Raw genomic sequence first — 16155 nt, forward strand, 5'->3', positions numbered from 1 at the left:
CTCTTCAATTTAAGATTTTGTTCGGCTCAATGAATACTGAACATTACATAAAGTAATGTTTGAATTGACTGTGCTGAATCCGAAGATTCAATGGTCACTTCGTTTCATTGAAACCTAATTTGAAACCGAAGTTTCTAATTGGATTATCATCAACGAGTGCCCACACAGATTGATAGGTTTATATTTTTAAAGAGCTTTTCTAACTTATCCAGCAACTTAGTTGCTCGTCGTTAGGGGTGCGTATCTTACTCCGCACCGTGAGAGAGTCAAGCATTTTTTTTCAAATTTCTTTTTCTCTCACTTCCGACTCGCTGTGTGACTTTCGTCTCACTCCGTGTCGGTGGATGCGCAGTATAGGGAGTTGATAAATTAGTACAAGCGTTTTTTGCAAAAAAACTTTCAACAGGTCATTAGTTAGCCAAAAGCGTGATATTTGCATATTTCTTCGTCACATTTGAGACATATCACAGCAATTGGTTGGAAAAACACCAACCATATACGTAAGATTCATGTGTCTATTCTGTTAATGGACAATCGATCTCTTTATCACTATGTGTAGTAATTAAAATGACGTCTAAAAAAAATCTGATTTTATGTGCTGGGTTGGCCGTTGTTGGGGGAATCGTCTTCTCTCAAGTCACCATCCCACCAGCCTTGAGTTTTCTCATTGGTGTTATCGCTACTGCTTTTTTATTTTCATTTTCTAGCCAGACACCTTCTATTCAATCAACGGACTCGGATCCATCGACTAAAACTCTGTATGTCGGCAACCTTCCTTATAAGGCCAATGAGAGTCACGTTCGCGATTTGTTTGCTGAATATGGACAGGTCTATGCAGTACGCTTAATGAAAGATAAGCGCACTGGAAAAAGAAGAGGGTTTGGTTTTGTCGTGATGGCTGCGGCAGATGCCAAGCCAGCTATCGCTAAACTTAATGAAAAGGAATATATGGAGAGAACGCTAAAAGTGAGAATTGCGAACGATCCTAAACACCCGGATGGTGGTAAACCAGAACAGGATTAAAACCTAGCTTCTTTAAACAAATGTTCAGTGCATCTTCCTGCCAAGGAGTTGCACTGGCATAAATCGACTTACTTCCCTCTTCCGTATCCTCAATTTCATCACTTAATAGTAATGCTTTTACTCGACGTGCAATGGCTGCACCCGAATCAATTAAAGTAACGTCCCCACCCAAAGCTTGATGAATTTCCTCTTTGATTAAAGGGAAGTGAGTACAACCGAGCACCGCAACGTCTACTTTATCGCGAAGCGGAAGCAGGATTTTTGTCAGTTCGTCTAGAGAAACGCTGTTGCCTCGCAACTTCTCTTCGGCCATATCCACCAAGCGAGTTGATCCCAACAGCTCAACTGGTTTGCCTTGCGCAAAGTCTCGTATTAATTCGTGAGTATATTGACGTGTTACTGTCGCCGGAGTGGCGATCAGCCCTACCCCTTTTGATGCCAAAAGCGATGCGGGTTTAATCGCAGGGACAACACCAACAACGGGAATAGATAAATTTTCGCGTAGGGAAGGAAGCACTATGGTGCTTGCCGTATTACAAGCAATGACAACAATGTCGACTTGGTGTTCTTCGACTAATGAAGAGACCAGTTGGTTAACTCGTGAAATGAGTACCGCCTGATCGAGCTCACCATAAGGGTAAGCCTGATTATCGAATAAGTATAAGTAGTCAAGCTGCGGCAATAAGCGATGTATCTCTTGGAATACAGAAAGACCACCAACACCAGAGTCAAAAACTAGGACTTTTTTCTTACTTGCTACTCGCACGAGCCTTACCTAAAGAACAGAAACGTTGCGATCATACTGCTTAGATTTGTTTTGGCAATGCTTTAGCATGGTATCTTTGATGGCTGAATCTATCTCCAGATTCTACATCTCGCTTCGTCAGCTCGATATGCCCTTGAAAAGACGGCGAAGACGTGACCAATGTGTGAAATTCACCATTTTCCCCACAGGGATCAATTTGACTTGGTAATGACTCTATTAGGACTTTGTCATACCAGAGACCACACCATTCTGGAGGGAGAACACTTCCGTCGATAGTGATCAACATCGTTTGAATACCACGCTCTATGATTTCCATCGCTAGTTTGTCGCTGCTCTCCCCTAATAGCGGAAAGACGCACTCCCAGCCAGCAGGTTCAATATAGCTGCGTCGGTACTCGGCAATGCCATTGCAAAACATATCGCCAAATGCGACAGCTTCTATATTCAGACCACTACTTTGTAATGCATTAACGATGGTCGATTGATAAATGTCGTTACTCGGAAAGACTTCAGGTAGCTCGATAGTAATGAGCGGAAGCGCAAGTAAGTCTGCTTGCATTTGTACAACCTCAAGCGGAGTTGCTTGGAAAGGGACTTCTTTCCCTACGTAAGTCGTGTACAAACCGACAACTTGATAATTTGGATTCTCGTTAAGGCGCTCAAGCGTTAATGTCGAATCTTTGCCACTGGACCAACTGATCACCACTCGCTTGGGTTTCTTCATTCGATTTTCCACCACAAAATATTAAAAACCGCCCGAAGACGGTTTGTGTTCATTCACGATTAGAATTCGTAGCCAACGTTGAGATAGTACGCTCGCTCTGCAGCAGGGTAACCTTTTGCCATCTCATACTCTTCATCAAGTAGATTATCGATACGAGCGCTAATAGAGGTTGACTCATTTGGATAATAAGTCACAGCCGTATCAACCAACGAGTAAGAAGAAAGCGTGATATCTTGTGAAGGCCAAGTGCTGTAATCCACATCTGGACGCTTACCGACGTACTGATAGCTAACCGACCAGTCCACTTTATCGAAGCTCACTAAAGCGTTCCACTTATACATTTCTTTAGCGCGGCGCTGCAACTGATGCCCTTTATCGTCTTCAGCATCTTTGTAATCCGCACTCAACTGGTGCTGCACAATTCCTGTATCAAACTCAGCAACAAGCTCCACACCTTGGATATGTGTTTCACCATCGACATTCAAATATTTATATGTGGTTGGATGGTAATCGATAAGATTCGTTATTTTATAGTCATAACCCGTTACGGACCAAAAAACGCCTTGGACATCACCGCTGAATGCTAGCTCCCAAGCATCTGACTCTTCCGGCTTAAGATCTTTCTCACCGTACGTTGGGTCATACTGTTGATATAGGTTTGGAGCCTTAAACGCAGTACCAAAAGAAGCTTTAACCCCAAACTCTGGCACAAATTGGTAACCAGCCGCTAAACTGTAAGTGAACTCACTACCGTATTCTTCGTTATCATCAAGGCGAGCACTGCCCTCAAGCATTGCTTTATCAATACTAGTGGTTGCCATACCAAACAGAGCGCCATTGGTACGATCAAACGTTTTATTCGCACTCTTGTCTTTATAAGACTCATTACGCCAATCAATACCACCAGCCAACGTCGTATTGTTGTTTAGCAAGTAACTGTTGGTCCACTGGACATTCTGCTGCTCAAGTTCATCTTCAGTACCTGAGTGTTTGCCTTTTGCTTGCTCATAGTTCCAAGACTTCTGTTTCTGTGCCGTTACTTGTAGTTCTGACATTACATTATCAGACTGATACTTACCGCCCAGAGTGACAGAAAAATCGTCTTTTTCTGCTTCGTAGTAACCGCGACTGCCGTAGCTGCTGTCATATTGATAAACATTTTCGTAAGCACGTAGGTTACCAAATGCAGACCACTGGTCATTGAAGTTATGCACGTAACCTAGCAGACCATTCTTTGTATCAAAGCCATGGCGATCGCCGTCATTAACTCCCGGTACAGGACGAACGTTATAACCATCATCACTTTCACTACCAAGCGCGATATTTAGCTGGCCGCTATCTGTGACTTTAATGCCAGATGCCACACTCAATTCTTGGTAATCTAAGCTACCTAAACCTGCGCTTAACTTCGTTCCTTCTTCGTCAGCACGCGCAATGGTGATGATATTGATCACGCCACCAATCGCTTCTGAACCATAAAGTGACGCACGCGCACCACGCACGTACTCAATCCGTTGAATGTAAGTAAGTGGGATTTGGTTAAAGTCCACAGCGCCCTTCGCTGCTCGTGCAAAACGTACGCCATCAACCAGTACTAAAACTTGGTCGGAACTGGTTCCACGAACAAATAAAGACGCCAACTGACCACGACCACCATTTTGTGAAACTTGAATCCCCGTAAGACGACGCAATACATCTGGTAGGGTTTTCGCTTGAATGCGATCGATGTCTTGTCGAGTAACCACTTCGACATCTGCCAACGTACGGCTTTCGGCTTGCTCAAAACGGTTTGCAGTCACAACGATGGTTTCGTCAGTGGAGGTTTCTTGGGCCTGTAGATAAGAGACAGGTGAAAGCAGCGATGCCAAAGTGATCGCCAGTGCGGATTTTCTCATTGTATTGTCCTAAATCGCGTAATTCCTTCCGAGCCCTGTCGTCATGACAGTCCAGTGCTGTGGCTCAGTTGCTGGCAGGTATTCGGACTCAAGAGCACGGGTGCACCGCCTACTTGCTCGACTTCCCACATAAACTAATGCAGTGTCTGATGAGCGTTCGTTCTCTTTTACCGCTGCGCGTCAGTTCTGGATTCACACCAGATTCCCATTTCAGCCATCTAGATTGCTAGATAGCACCAGCTTGAGGCAAATATTATTCAGCTATTGATTATTTGTCCAGCCAATATTGCCCTTACAAGTTGTAACGTTTTGATTGATTTTGCTTTCTACTCTGTCTGTACGCACTATCTTTAAATCAATTCCAGTACAAAACTGGACATCCTATTGAGATTGAATAAAATCTGCGCTCTTAAATTGAATGCACCATAAAAGGTAAGATCATGGCTACTCTTGATGTAAACCCACAACGCTACCAAGAACAACTGGCTGAAAAAGTCGAACGTCTCACGGATATGTTCGCGCCATACAACATGCCAGAACTGGAAGTGTTTGAATCACCAGAGCAGCACTACCGCATGCGTGCTGAGTTCCGTGTTTGGCATGAAGGCGAAGATCTTTACTACATCATGTTCAACCAAGAAACTCGTGAGAAATACCGTGTTGACCAATTTCCTGCAGCAAGCCGTCTGATCAACGATCTAATGCCGCTATTGGTTGAAGCGATGAAAGACAACGACTCGCTACGTCGTAAACTGTTCCAGGTGGATTTCCTATCGACGCTAAGCGGTGAGATTCTGGTTTCACTCCTTTACCATCGCCAACTTGATGAAGAGTGGATTGAAAACGCAAAAGCCCTTAAACAGCGCTTAAATGATGAAGGCTTCAATCTAAACATCATTGGTCGTGCTCGTAAGATGAAGATTGTCCTAGACCGCGACTACGTGATCGAGAAACTCGATGTAAATGGTCAGAGCTACATCTACCAACAAGTAGAGAACAGCTTCACTCAGCCGAACGGCAAAGTCGCAGAGAAGATGCTGGAATGGGCGGTCGACTGCACCCAAGAAAGCACTGGCGACCTACTAGAACTTTACTGTGGTAACGGTAACTTCTCGCTGGCCTTGGCACAGAATTTCGACCGCGTCCTGGCAACTGAGCTAGCAAAACCATCGGTTGTATCTGCACAGTACAACATCGCCGCCAATAAGATTGATAACGTACAAATCCTACGTCTATCAGCAGAAGAGTTTACTCAAGCAATCGAAGGTAAACGTGAATTCCGTCGTCTACAAGATGCAGGCGTGGATCTGAAGAGCTACAACTGCAATACGATTTTTGTCGACCCACCACGTGCTGGGATGGATGTCGATACTTGTAAAATGGTGCAAGGTTACGAGCGCATCATGTACATCTCTTGTAACCCAGATACTCTGAAAGAGAACTTGGACATTCTATGCGAAACACACAACGTGACGCGTTTTGCTCTGTTTGACCAATTCCCTTATACCCACCACATGGAAGCGGGCGTGCTATTGGAACGCAAAGCGTAACCCACCGCGTCAAATACAAAAAAAGCGAGCTCAATGGCTCGCTTTTTTTAATTTGATTCGTTTTGCTTATTCCGCAGAAGTCTTCTTGCTGACAAAACCTAACTTCTTACCAATCCATGCGAGTAAGATCATTGAAACCATGATCGCAAAGAAGTTTGAGCCTGCTTCTGGGTATTGCGCTTTAATAAACGCAGAGTGACCAAACGCACCTACGAAGAAACACGCCAAGCCAACTAATGGGATATCTTCTGATACCGGATTATTTAGGTACTCTTGGTAAAGAGCTTGTACAGCCAGTACGAGTGCAATCAATGGGAAGATTGAAAAAGACACTTCACTCATGGTCAACCATGACAACAAAGCATCACCACACATACCTGCAACCAGTGCCAAAATCAGCGTTTTCTTTTCAGATTTATTTCCATTCGACATTATTCTATCCCGCCTTTTAATCGGTTACGTTCACGTTCTTTGCGATACCAATAGGCCCCTTTGGCTATCATTCGCAATTGCATGATCAATCGCTCGGCGAGTTCATCGCGCTCACGTCGATCTAAATCTAAAGCTTCAGCCCCCGAACTGAAAACCAAAGTCACAGACGCTTCTGCTTGAGTATACGCCTCTTCTCTGGTCACGCCGGTGCTCATTAAATACTCGGTTAATTCTGCCGCAAAATGCTGGATTTCTCGAGCAACAGCGGTACGAAATTCAGCAGAAGTGCCGGAGCGCTCACGCAACAACAAACGAAAGACGTTCGGACTACTTTCAATGAATTCCATAAAGGTTTCGACCGAGGTACGAATTACGCTACCTTCTTTCACAATACGTTGACGCGCCTGACGCATCAGTTGACGTAGTAGCAAACCGCCTTCATCGACCATAGTTAAGCCTAGCTCATCCATATCTTTGAAGTGGCGGTAAAAAGAAGTCGGTGCAATCCCTGCCTCTCGGGCGACTTCTCGCAAGCTAAGGCTGGAAAAGCTGCGATCCGCACTTAATTGACTAAATGCCGCATCGATCAATGATCGACGTGTCTTCTCTTTTTGCTGTGCGCGGATTCCCATCGATTTCATTCTTAACTTGCTCTTTTTCTGTAGGGTACAAGAGCCTCAATATAACGCAATTTGCTCCTACGGAGAAAGATATGTTGCTTCGCTCGCTCTGAGCGCGGAGAACGTTACTATTGGCATGCATCTAATTGCAATGTTCTCGATGCAATTTATAGACATACAACATACCAAATCATCCTTTTGTTCGATTCTGCGTGATCACTTCCACTCTCTAACAGGCATTACGTGTACCAATAGAGTAAATGAGTTAAAATCGCGCTAAAGCAATGTTAAGCAAATATAACAAGGAAGGCATCATGGCGCATGTTAATCACTATGACGTGATCGTAATCGGTAGTGGCCCTGGCGGAGAAGGGGCTGCAATGGGATTAACCAAAGCGGGACTGAATGTTGCCATTGTCGAGAAAGAAAGCAGTGTCGGCGGCGGTTGTACTCACTGGGGTACCATTCCATCAAAAGCTCTGCGTCATGCCGTTAGCCGCATCATCGAATTTAATAGCAACCCGCTATTTTGTCGAAACAACACCAGCGTTCATGCAACATTTTCTGACATTTTAGGTCATGCTAAATCGGTCATTGATAAGCAAACTCGACTTCGTCAGGGCTTTTATGACCGTAACTCATGCACACTTTTGTTCGGGACCGCACGATTTATCGATAACTACTCTATTGCAGTGATGCAAAGCGATGGTACAGAAGAAATCTATTCTGCGGATAAGTTTGTCATCGCGACGGGTTCTCGTCCGTATCAGCCTAACGACGTTGATTTCTTGCATGAGCGCATCTACGACAGTGATTCCATTTTGAGCCTGAAACACGACCCTCGCCATATCATCATTTACGGTGCAGGCGTTATCGGTTGTGAATACGCTTCTATCTTCCGCGGCCTTGGAGTGAAAACCGACCTTATCAATACCCGAGACCGCTTGTTGGAGTTTTTGGATAACGAAGTGTCAGATGCGCTGTCTTACCACTTCTGGAACAGCGGTGTGGTAATTCGTAATGATGAGACCTATGAAAAAATCGAAGGCACAGAAGATGGCGTGATTATTCACCTACAATCTGGCAAGAAGATGAAGGCGGACTGTTTGTTGTATGCGAATGGTCGAACAGGTAACACCGATAAGTTGAATTTGGGTGCAGTGGGTCTGGAAGCGGATTCTCGCGGACAACTAAAAGTAAACCGTAACTACCAAACCGATATTGAGCACATTTACGCTGTAGGCGATGTCATCGGTTACCCTAGCCTTGCAAGCGCCGCTTATGACCAAGGGCGATTTGTCGCACAAGCCATTACGAAAGGTCAGGCAGAAAACTATCTGATTGATGATATTCCAACAGGTATCTACACCATCCCAGAGATTAGCTCTGTGGGTAAAACCGAGCAAGAGCTAACAGCTGCGAAAGTACCGTATGAAGTAGGACGCTCTTCCTTCAAGCATCTAGCTCGTGCACAGATCGCAGGGAAAGACATCGGCAGCTTGAAGATATTGTTCCATCGTGAAACCAAAGAAATTTTAGGGATTCACTGCTTTGGCGAACGTGCCGCGGAAATTATCCACATCGGTCAAGCCATTATGGAGCAAAAAGGCTCAGCGAATACCATCGAGTATTTCGTCAATACCACCTTCAACTATCCGACGATGGCCGAAGCGTATCGTGTCGCTGCGTTGAATGGTTTGAACCGCTTGTTCTAATCTATGCTTCTTGATAGCAAACAGAAAAACAGCAGGCTTGGACCTGCTGTTTTTATATCAACATTGTGCGAGGAAAGTATCCTTGCGCCATTGGTAGAGAAAGATAACCCCCAAACCAACACCCCGCATCAACATAAAGCTCGTCATTGCAAACCACAGCGCGTGATTTTCCCACTCGGCGAATAAGTAAAAGACGACGAAGAAACTGCTGGTCGCGACAAACATACTATTGCGCATGTCTTTGCCTTTGGTTGCACCGACAAAAATGCCATCCAATAGAAAGCACCACATCGACGCAAGTGGCATCACCACCAGCCAAGGTAGATACACCGATGCTTGCTGTTGTACCGCCTCAATTGAAGTGATCATGGCGATCAACTGCGATCCCGCCAAACCAAAGAGCGCGGTCAGTCCTAAGCAAATAATCAAACTCCAAAAGAAAGTGCCGACAAGCGATGCACTCAATTGTTGCCTATCTTTGGCGCCAATCGCCTTCCCGACCATGGCCTCCATTGCATAAGCAAAGCCATCCATGCCATACGAGATAATCATCAGGAAGCTCATCAGAACCGCATTTGCAGCGACAACCTCATCACCAAAGCTCGCGCCTTGGAACGTCATAAAGCTAAAAGCCGCTTGCAGACACAAAGAGCGTAAGAAAATATCGCGATTCAATTTCACGAAGCGCCCTAAACCGTGTTGAGTGCTGGCTAGCAACTTTTGAGGTGATGGTAATTGCCTCTCTCGCCAGGTTTTCCAGACACACATGAGACCAAAACCCATACCTGAGTAGTCAGCAATCACCGATGCCAGCGCAGCGCCTTCTACTTTCCACCCCAAACCGATCACAAACAACAAATCGAGGACAATATTAGTCACGTTGGTGATGATCACCATCCACATTGGTGCTTTGGAATTTTGCGTTCCGAGCAACCATCCCAACAACACAAAGTTCATTAGCGCAGCGGGGGCACTCCACACTCGGATAGAGAAATATTGCATGCCGTAGTGCTTCACTTCAGCACTGGCGTCACTCCAACCAAAGATCAAATCAGCAATCGGGTTATGGGCAATAAGGAAGACTAACGCAAACAGCAGTGCCATGAGTGAGCCTTGCATGAACACCAAGGCAAGTTGCTTTCGGTCTTCACCGCCATAGGACTGCGCCGCCAACCCAGTAGTCGACATACGCAAAAAACCAAGCAGCCAAAATGTCACACTGATCATGGTACTGCCCAGCGCAACACCGCCCAAATACCAAGCGTGGTCTAGATGACCAATCACCGCAGCATCGACCAAACCGAGCAATGGAACAGTAATATTCGACAGCACCATAGGTATCGCTAAAGCTAAGACTTGGCGATGAACTTTTGGGTTAGATAAAGGAGAGAAGATTGAATTTGTCACAGGCACCTCATCAGTAAGATCGACGAGTGTACCTGAGCGCTTAACGACTAGCCAATTACCACTTGATGTGAACGAGGACTGGCGTGAGGCGATGCTTCAACATTGGAATCTTATTAAGCCAACGCTGCCAAGCTTTCCAACGAGAACAGAATCGATCGAATGGCGAAAAAGCTTTCACCCACTGTGCCCATGGTAACCATTGCAATATCTGTTCTGCGGGCGCTTCAAAGCCATGTGCATAGCGATCAGAGCCAAGCTTTTGTCCCCACTTGGTTTCCGTTAAATCTCCTGCCAGCACCATACACAGTTCAGCAGAGACAAAATGTCGACCCAAGGTTTGAATAAATTTCGCGACTTGACGCTCTGTGCAATCGAGCAGTGCCATTTCACATAAAATGAGTACCGGTGCTTGCTCTGGAATGGCTAACGTCTCTAGCCACGACATTTCATCCACACTGCCACAGCGATGTTCATAACGTTCATTTTTGTGGAACAAGCGCTGACGCCATACCAAATTTTCCGTCACATCCAGCTCTATCCAATGGCAGCGTCCATTATCCAAACGATAAAAGCGGGTATCCAGCCCAGCTCCGACATTGATAATCCAAGCATCGGGATACTGCTGTAAGAAGTGACTAACCTGCTGGTCACAAAGCTGGGTCAGCGTCACGTGCAGCAATTGCTTCTGCGCAATATCACCACTCAAACAATCCGGCGCCATCTTACAGCTCAAACACGCTTTAGCAGCAATCGGATCGTACACCAAGCCATTGTCGACCATGCTTTCACGGCTACGCAATAACAGTGGCTTTAATAAATGGTTAGGAACTTGATGTTTAGACTGAGACATGGGCATTTCCTGCGCCAGAGAGAAAACATAGACATTGAAATAGATGATAATGAATATCAATTACATTATCAAGCTTATAAACTGCTCAAAACAAACAAGGTCAAGATGATAAGCAAGCTTTTGGAGGAAGTAGAAAAAGAGAAAAGAAGAGAAAAGACAAAACAGCCCAGATGAACTGGGCTGCTTAAACACACTTACATCCAATCGGTATTGCGAATAATACCAACGGCTAAGCCTTCAATCGTAAGGTGCTGAGACGTTAAGTCCACTTGAATTGGGGCAAACTCTTCATTCTCAGCATGCAGTAATATGGTTGAGCCTTTGCGCTCCAAACGCTTCACAGTCACATCATCATCAACACGCGCAACGACAACTTGACCGTCTCTCACGTCTTGGGTTTTATGCACAGCGAGCAAATCGCCATCCATAATCCCGATGTCTTTCATACTTTCGCCATTTACACGAAGTAAGAAATCCGCTTGCGGCTTGAACATCGCAGGGTCGACTTGGTAGTGCGCTTCTACGTGTTCCTGAGCCAGAATCGGCTCACCCGCAGCAACTTGACCAATCAAAGGCAAGCCCTGTTCGTCATTAGCGGCAGAGTCATCAAGTAGGATACGAATCCCACGCGATGCACCTGGGATAATTTCAATTGCTTGCTTACGAGCAAGCGCTTTTAGGTGTTCCTCTGCGGCATTCGCAGAGCGGAAGCCAAGCTCACGCGCAATCTCTGCACGAGTTGGTGGCATTCCGGTGTCATCGATTTTACTTTTGATCAAATCGAAGACTTGTTGTTGGCGTGGCGTTAACGGCTTCATGTCTCACCTGTCTTTTTATACAGTTAACTGTGAGTATATCCAGTAAATGCTCAAATGAAAACCCAATTGGTTGTTTTTTAATTTATTTGTGGAGTGCACTTCGTTTGCTGCCCAAGTTCATTATTCATGCGTTTAAAACACCGCCTTTTCAGTTAATCAAAGTAAAGCAACAACTTAGGAGTTCGACTAATTTACAGCCAATAAAATTAAAAGGTTTGACCAGTTTCTGGTATCCTTGCTGCGCTTAAATTTTATCGCCTAGGCTTATTTCTTTTGCCGTACTCATTTCTTTTTCTATAGAAGACATGCAAAGCGGACACTGAAATAAGGTTAGGCCTGTTTGAATACCTATTGAGGCTGTGAACTTTATGTCTTCTGGACAATCATTTTCACGTTCATTACTAAAACTACCTTTATCGGTACTGGTAAAGGGCACCACAATCCCGTCGAACCCGATTGAAGATCTGAATATCGACCTCGCTAAGCCGATTGTATATGCCCTACCGTTCCGCTCGAACGTGGATTTGCTGACACTGCAAAAACAAGCCATGAGCCTTGGTCTGCCTGACCCGCTCAGTCCGCTGGAAATCAATGGCAAAACGCTGAACCGTTTCGTCTTTATCGCTGCGCGTCCAACTGTGATGAACAACGATAATGATGTCCCAACCGACTCTGTCTCTCTGTTCACAGACTTGCTGGAACTGCATAAACTTGACAGTGAATTAGACGTTCAAATGATCCCTGCAACCGTGCTTTGGGGTCGTAAACCAGGTAAAGAAGAAAACCAAAAGCCTTACCTTCAGCCAATGAATGGCCCGCAAAAGGCGAAAGCGGTAATGGCAGCAGGACGCGACTGCTTGGTTCGCTTTAGTCCCGTGGTATCTCTGCGTTATATGGCAGACTCTCACGGTACCGACAGCGCAATTGCGCACAAATTGGCTCGCGTGGCGCGTATCCACTTCTCTCGCCAAAAACTTGCGGCTTCAGGCCCAAACCTGCCACAACGCCAAGTGTTGTTTGCTCGTTTATTAAAATCTCCAGCTATTGAACTGGCGATCGCTGACGAAGCCAAGAGCAAAAATATCTCGATTGATAAGGCACGTAAAGAAGCCCACGACATCATGGATGAAATCGCCGCCGACTTCTCCTACGGTCTAGTGAAAAACGGCGACCGCATCCTGAGTTGGCTATGGACAAAGCTGTACCAAGGGTTGCACATCAATAACGCCTCGACTGTGCGTCGTTTAGCGCAAGACGGCCACGAAATTGTGTACGTTCCGTGTCACCGTAGTCACATGGACTACCTACTGTTGTCTTACGTTTTATACCATGAAGGCATGGTGCCTCCGCACATTGCGGCAGGCATTAACCTGAACTTCTTCCCGGCCGGTCCTCTTTTCCGTCGCGGTGGGGCGTTCTTTATTCGTCGTAGCTTTAAAGGTAACAAACTGTACTCAACCATTTTCCGCGAGTATCTAGCTGAGCTGTTTGCCAAAGGCTATTCAGTCGAGTACTTCAGTGAGGGTGGTCGTTCACGTACAGGTCGCTTACTGCAAGCGAAAACGGGTATGCTGGCTATGACCATCCAAGCAATGCTACGTGGTCTAAACCGCCCAGTAACACTAGTGCCGGTCTACATCGGTTACGAGCACGTAATGGAAGTAGGCACTTACGCGAAAGAGTTGCGTGGCAAACGCAAAGAGAAAGAAAACGCAGGGCTTGTACTGCGTACTCTGCGTAAACTGCGTAACTTTGGTTTGGGCTATGTGAACTTCGGTGAGCCAATTCAGCTCAACCAATACTTGAACGAGCATGCTCCTGAGTGGACGAAAGACATCGACAGCATGGGTGGTAACAAACCACAGTGGATGAATCCTGTGGTGAACGACCTTGCTAATAAGATGATGACGCACATCAATGATGCGGCGGCGGCAAACGCGTTGACCTTGTGTGCAACCGCACTGCTTGCTTCTCGTCAACGTGCACTTTCTCGTGACTCGCTGATCAATCAGATCGAGTGTTACTTAAAGCTACTCAAAAATAATCCGTACTCAAGCACCTCCACTATCCCTACCGAAAGTGCTGAGGAGTTGGTCGATCATGCGATTTCACTTGATAAGTTCGTGATTGAAACCGATAGCATGGGTGACATCATTTCGCTGGATCGTAGCCAATCGATCCTGATGACCTACTACCGCAACAACATCATCCACTTGTTTGCTCTGCCATCATTAATTGCTCAGATGATCATTCGTCAGCGCAACCTTTCGGTAGAAAAAATTCAAGCGAATGTCGCGCAAATCTACCCATTCTTGAAGAAAGAGTTGTTCTTAAGCTATCAAGAAGACGAGTTGGATGAATTGGTCGTTAAAACACTGCATGAGTTTGCCGAGCAGAAAATGATTAGCCTCGATGGTGATAAGCTGGAGATCAATCAGTCGAACAACCAGCCTTTGGTTCTGCTAGGTCGTACAATCACGGAAACACTGCAGCGCTACTCTATCGCGATGAACTTGCTTGTTGCTTACCCAGAGCTCGGTAAATCGGACCTAGAACAGAAGAGCCAAGATATTGCTCAACGTTTAGGACGCTTACACGGTATTAATGCTCCAGAATTCTTCGATAAAGGTGTGTTTACCGCTATGTTCAATACACTCAAACAGCAAAAATACCTCGATAACGATGGTAACTGTGACACGAAGAAAACGCAGCAATTTGCACGATTACTATTCACTCTGCTTTATCCAGAAGTGAAACTGACGATCGAAGAGAGTATTCATCAACTTCAGTCGTAACCGTTTTACCTTCTTCCAAAATAAGAAAAAAGGCATCCAATCGGATGCCTTTTTTCTTATTTCTTCGCTTACCAAAATGCGACCAATAACCCTATCGCTATCACCATGCCAACATAGTTGTTGTTGAGGAAAGCCTTAAAGCACAACTCCCGCTCACGGTGACGAATTAAGTGCTGCTGATAAACAAACAACGACGCTGCAATCAAAAGGGTCCAGTAGTAACTTTGCCCCAATTGGTAGAACTGCCCTAACCAAACCAACATCGCGAGTGTAATCAGTTGCAATACCCCAATGATGAGTTTGTCATGACGACCAAACAAAATTGCCGTCGATTTAATGCCAATCTTTAAATCATCATCGCGATCGACCATCGCATATTGAGTGTCGTACGCAATGGTCCACAAAGCGTTAATTAAGAACACAAACCAAACTATCAGTGGTAGCTCCCCGGTTTGTGCAGCCCACGCCATTGGAATTGCCCAGCTAAAAGCCAAGCCTAAAAAGAGTTGTGGAATATGAGTGTAACGCTTCATAAATGGATAGATGAACGCCAACACAATGCCAGCGAAGGATAGCTGAATCGTCAACGGGTTCATGGTCAGCACTAACAAGAATGAGCTGATACCCAAAACTAAAAATAATCCAATCGCTTCTTTTGCTGTCACTTTCCCTGATGGTAGTGGGCGTTGTTTGGTACGTTTTACATGGCCGTCGACTTTGCGGTCAGCAAAATCATTAATCACGCACCCCGCGCTACGCATTAGGAATACACCCAATACAAACACGATAAATACATCCCAACTCGGCATCCCTTGGGCTGAGATAATTAGCGCCCAAATCGTTGGCCACATCAGTAACAGTGAACCAATCGGGCGATCCATGCGCATCAGTTGCCAATATGCTTTGGCTTTTTCTGCGGACATTTACACTGTCTCCTTAGCGTAAACTGGTGAATTAGATAAGAATAACTCGGCGACCAGCATCGGTTTGTGATTCATCCACAACCTTGAGCGTCGCGCTAACAAACGTCCTTCTGGTACGGCTACCCATCCCATTTGCAAAGAGTCTCGCTCAACGTTGTCTGCGCTGAACACTGTTAGTCCTAATGGGATATCCCCTTGTTGAGCCAAATCATACTGCTGATCAACTAAGGTTGAGCGAGGAATTAATGTCCGTCCGATAACCCAGTTATCATTGTCACCACACAAAATTACCTCTCGCAGTAAGCAATCTTGTTCGGACAATAACTGGCTTTCGTCCTGTTTTAACGTCGCCGCAGTGACGATCTGATTTTGTAGCAATTCTACCGTTAATGCTTGGCAGTGTTGCTTTAAACGACGTGACAAAGACCCTTGCTCTTCAAGCCAGTGCTTGGCAAATTCATTTGGAAATTCGAATTCTTCGGGGTTTTGCCACTCTACTTCCAATAAAGAAGCAAGATAGAGTGATGTTGGCTGATTCATACTAGTATTCAATTGGAGGCTTTATGCGTACAATAAAGCAACAACTTACCGTCCATAGTAATGTATGTAACCGTAAGTTCCGTTATTTGTTATAGAC

General features: G+C 45.4%; 14 protein-coding genes and 1 riboswitch. Of the genes, 4 read left to right on the plus strand and 10 right to left on the minus strand.

What is annotated here, in order from left to right; genetic code table 11:
• Positions 1-567: 567 nt before the first annotated feature.
• Positions 568-1023 (plus strand): RNA-binding protein, encoded by a 456-nt coding sequence (locus FKN16_RS21835; protein ID WP_031780357.1) that lies wholly within the window; start codon positions 568-570, stop codon positions 1021-1023.
• Here FKN16_RS21835 and murI read toward each other — a convergent pair.
• From murI to btuB, 3 genes are read right to left on the minus strand one after another with little or no spacing between them, the layout of a single operon-like run.
• Positions 986-1789, minus strand: coding sequence for a glutamate racemase (murI, locus tag FKN16_RS21840; RefSeq protein WP_109170351.1), 804 nt, complete (start codon positions 1787-1789; stop codon positions 986-988). The two genes, FKN16_RS21835 and murI, sit on opposite strands and share 38 nt — an antisense overlap.
• A 40-nt stretch (positions 1790-1829) precedes the next feature.
• Positions 1830-2513, minus strand: a complete 684-nt coding sequence (locus FKN16_RS21845) for an adenine nucleotide alpha hydrolase (protein WP_170903526.1) — start codon at positions 2511-2513, stop codon at positions 1830-1832.
• Positions 2514-2572: 59 nt separating this feature from the next.
• Positions 2573-4408, minus strand: coding sequence for a TonB-dependent vitamin B12 receptor (gene btuB, locus FKN16_RS21850; RefSeq protein WP_170903527.1), 1836 nt, complete (start codon positions 4406-4408; stop codon positions 2573-2575).
• 55 nt (positions 4409-4463) lie between these two features.
• A riboswitch (cobalamin riboswitch) is annotated at positions 4464-4664 on the minus strand.
• A gap of 184 nt (positions 4665-4848) precedes the next feature.
• Between btuB and trmA the strand changes: the two genes are divergently transcribed.
• Positions 4849-5958, plus strand: coding sequence for a tRNA (uridine(54)-C5)-methyltransferase TrmA (trmA, locus tag FKN16_RS21855; RefSeq protein WP_170903528.1), 1110 nt, complete (start codon positions 4849-4851; stop codon positions 5956-5958).
• Between the two features lie 66 nt (positions 5959-6024).
• Here trmA and FKN16_RS21860 read toward each other — a convergent pair whose 3' ends face one another.
• Together FKN16_RS21860 and fabR are read right to left on the minus strand one after the other, a co-directional pair.
• Positions 6025-6390, minus strand: a complete 366-nt coding sequence (locus FKN16_RS21860) for a YijD family membrane protein (RefSeq protein ID WP_005378634.1) — start codon at positions 6388-6390, stop codon at positions 6025-6027.
• Entirely contained in the window at positions 6390-7031 is a 642-nt protein-coding gene (gene fabR / locus FKN16_RS21865) for an HTH-type transcriptional repressor FabR (protein ID WP_005378632.1), read from the minus strand. Before fabR ends, FKN16_RS21860 begins: the two co-directional genes overlap by 1 nt.
• Positions 7032-7294: 263 nt before the next feature.
• Here fabR and sthA point away from each other — a divergent pair, with 263 nt between their 5' ends.
• Positions 7295-8725 carry a Si-specific NAD(P)(+) transhydrogenase gene (sthA, locus tag FKN16_RS21870; protein ID WP_005389689.1) on the plus strand — a complete coding sequence of 477 codons (1431 nt, stop codon included), beginning with the start codon at positions 7295-7297 and terminating at the stop codon, positions 8723-8725.
• A gap of 57 nt (positions 8726-8782) precedes the next feature.
• Here sthA and dinF read toward each other — a convergent pair whose 3' ends face one another.
• The 3 genes from dinF to lexA all read right to left on the minus strand — a co-directional run bounded on the left by dinF (position 8783) and on the right by lexA (position 11800).
• Positions 8783-10132, minus strand: a complete 1350-nt coding sequence (gene dinF, locus FKN16_RS21875; protein WP_170903529.1) for an MATE family efflux transporter DinF — start codon at positions 10130-10132, stop codon at positions 8783-8785.
• A gap of 55 nt (positions 10133-10187) precedes the next feature.
• Entirely contained in the window at positions 10188-10982 is a 795-nt protein-coding gene (locus tag FKN16_RS21880) for a class I SAM-dependent methyltransferase (protein ID WP_005393777.1), read from the minus strand.
• A 194-nt stretch (positions 10983-11176) separates the two neighbouring features.
• Positions 11177-11800 (minus strand): transcriptional repressor LexA, encoded by a 624-nt coding sequence (gene lexA / locus FKN16_RS21885; RefSeq protein WP_005393778.1) that lies wholly within the window; start codon positions 11798-11800, stop codon positions 11177-11179.
• Positions 11801-12168: 368 nt separating this feature from the next.
• Here lexA and plsB point away from each other — a divergent pair, with 368 nt between their 5' ends.
• Positions 12169-14595: a glycerol-3-phosphate 1-O-acyltransferase PlsB gene (plsB, locus tag FKN16_RS21890; protein ID WP_046874380.1), complete on the plus strand. Its 2427-nt coding sequence runs from the start codon at positions 12169-12171 to the stop codon at positions 14593-14595.
• Between the two features lie 68 nt (positions 14596-14663).
• Here plsB and ubiA read toward each other — a convergent pair whose 3' ends face one another.
• Complete coding sequence (ubiA, locus tag FKN16_RS21895; protein WP_005393780.1) at positions 14664-15518, minus strand: 4-hydroxybenzoate octaprenyltransferase; 855 nt, start codon at positions 15516-15518, stop codon at positions 14664-14666.
• Entirely contained in the window at positions 15519-16058 is a 540-nt protein-coding gene (locus tag FKN16_RS21900; protein ID WP_005393781.1) for a chorismate lyase, read from the minus strand.
• Between the last annotated feature and the right edge of the window lie 97 nt (positions 16059-16155).

This window comes from Vibrio sp. 11-4(1) (assembly GCF_013048625.1).
Taxonomy (GTDB): Bacteria; Pseudomonadota; Gammaproteobacteria; order Enterobacterales; family Vibrionaceae; genus Vibrio; species Vibrio diabolicus.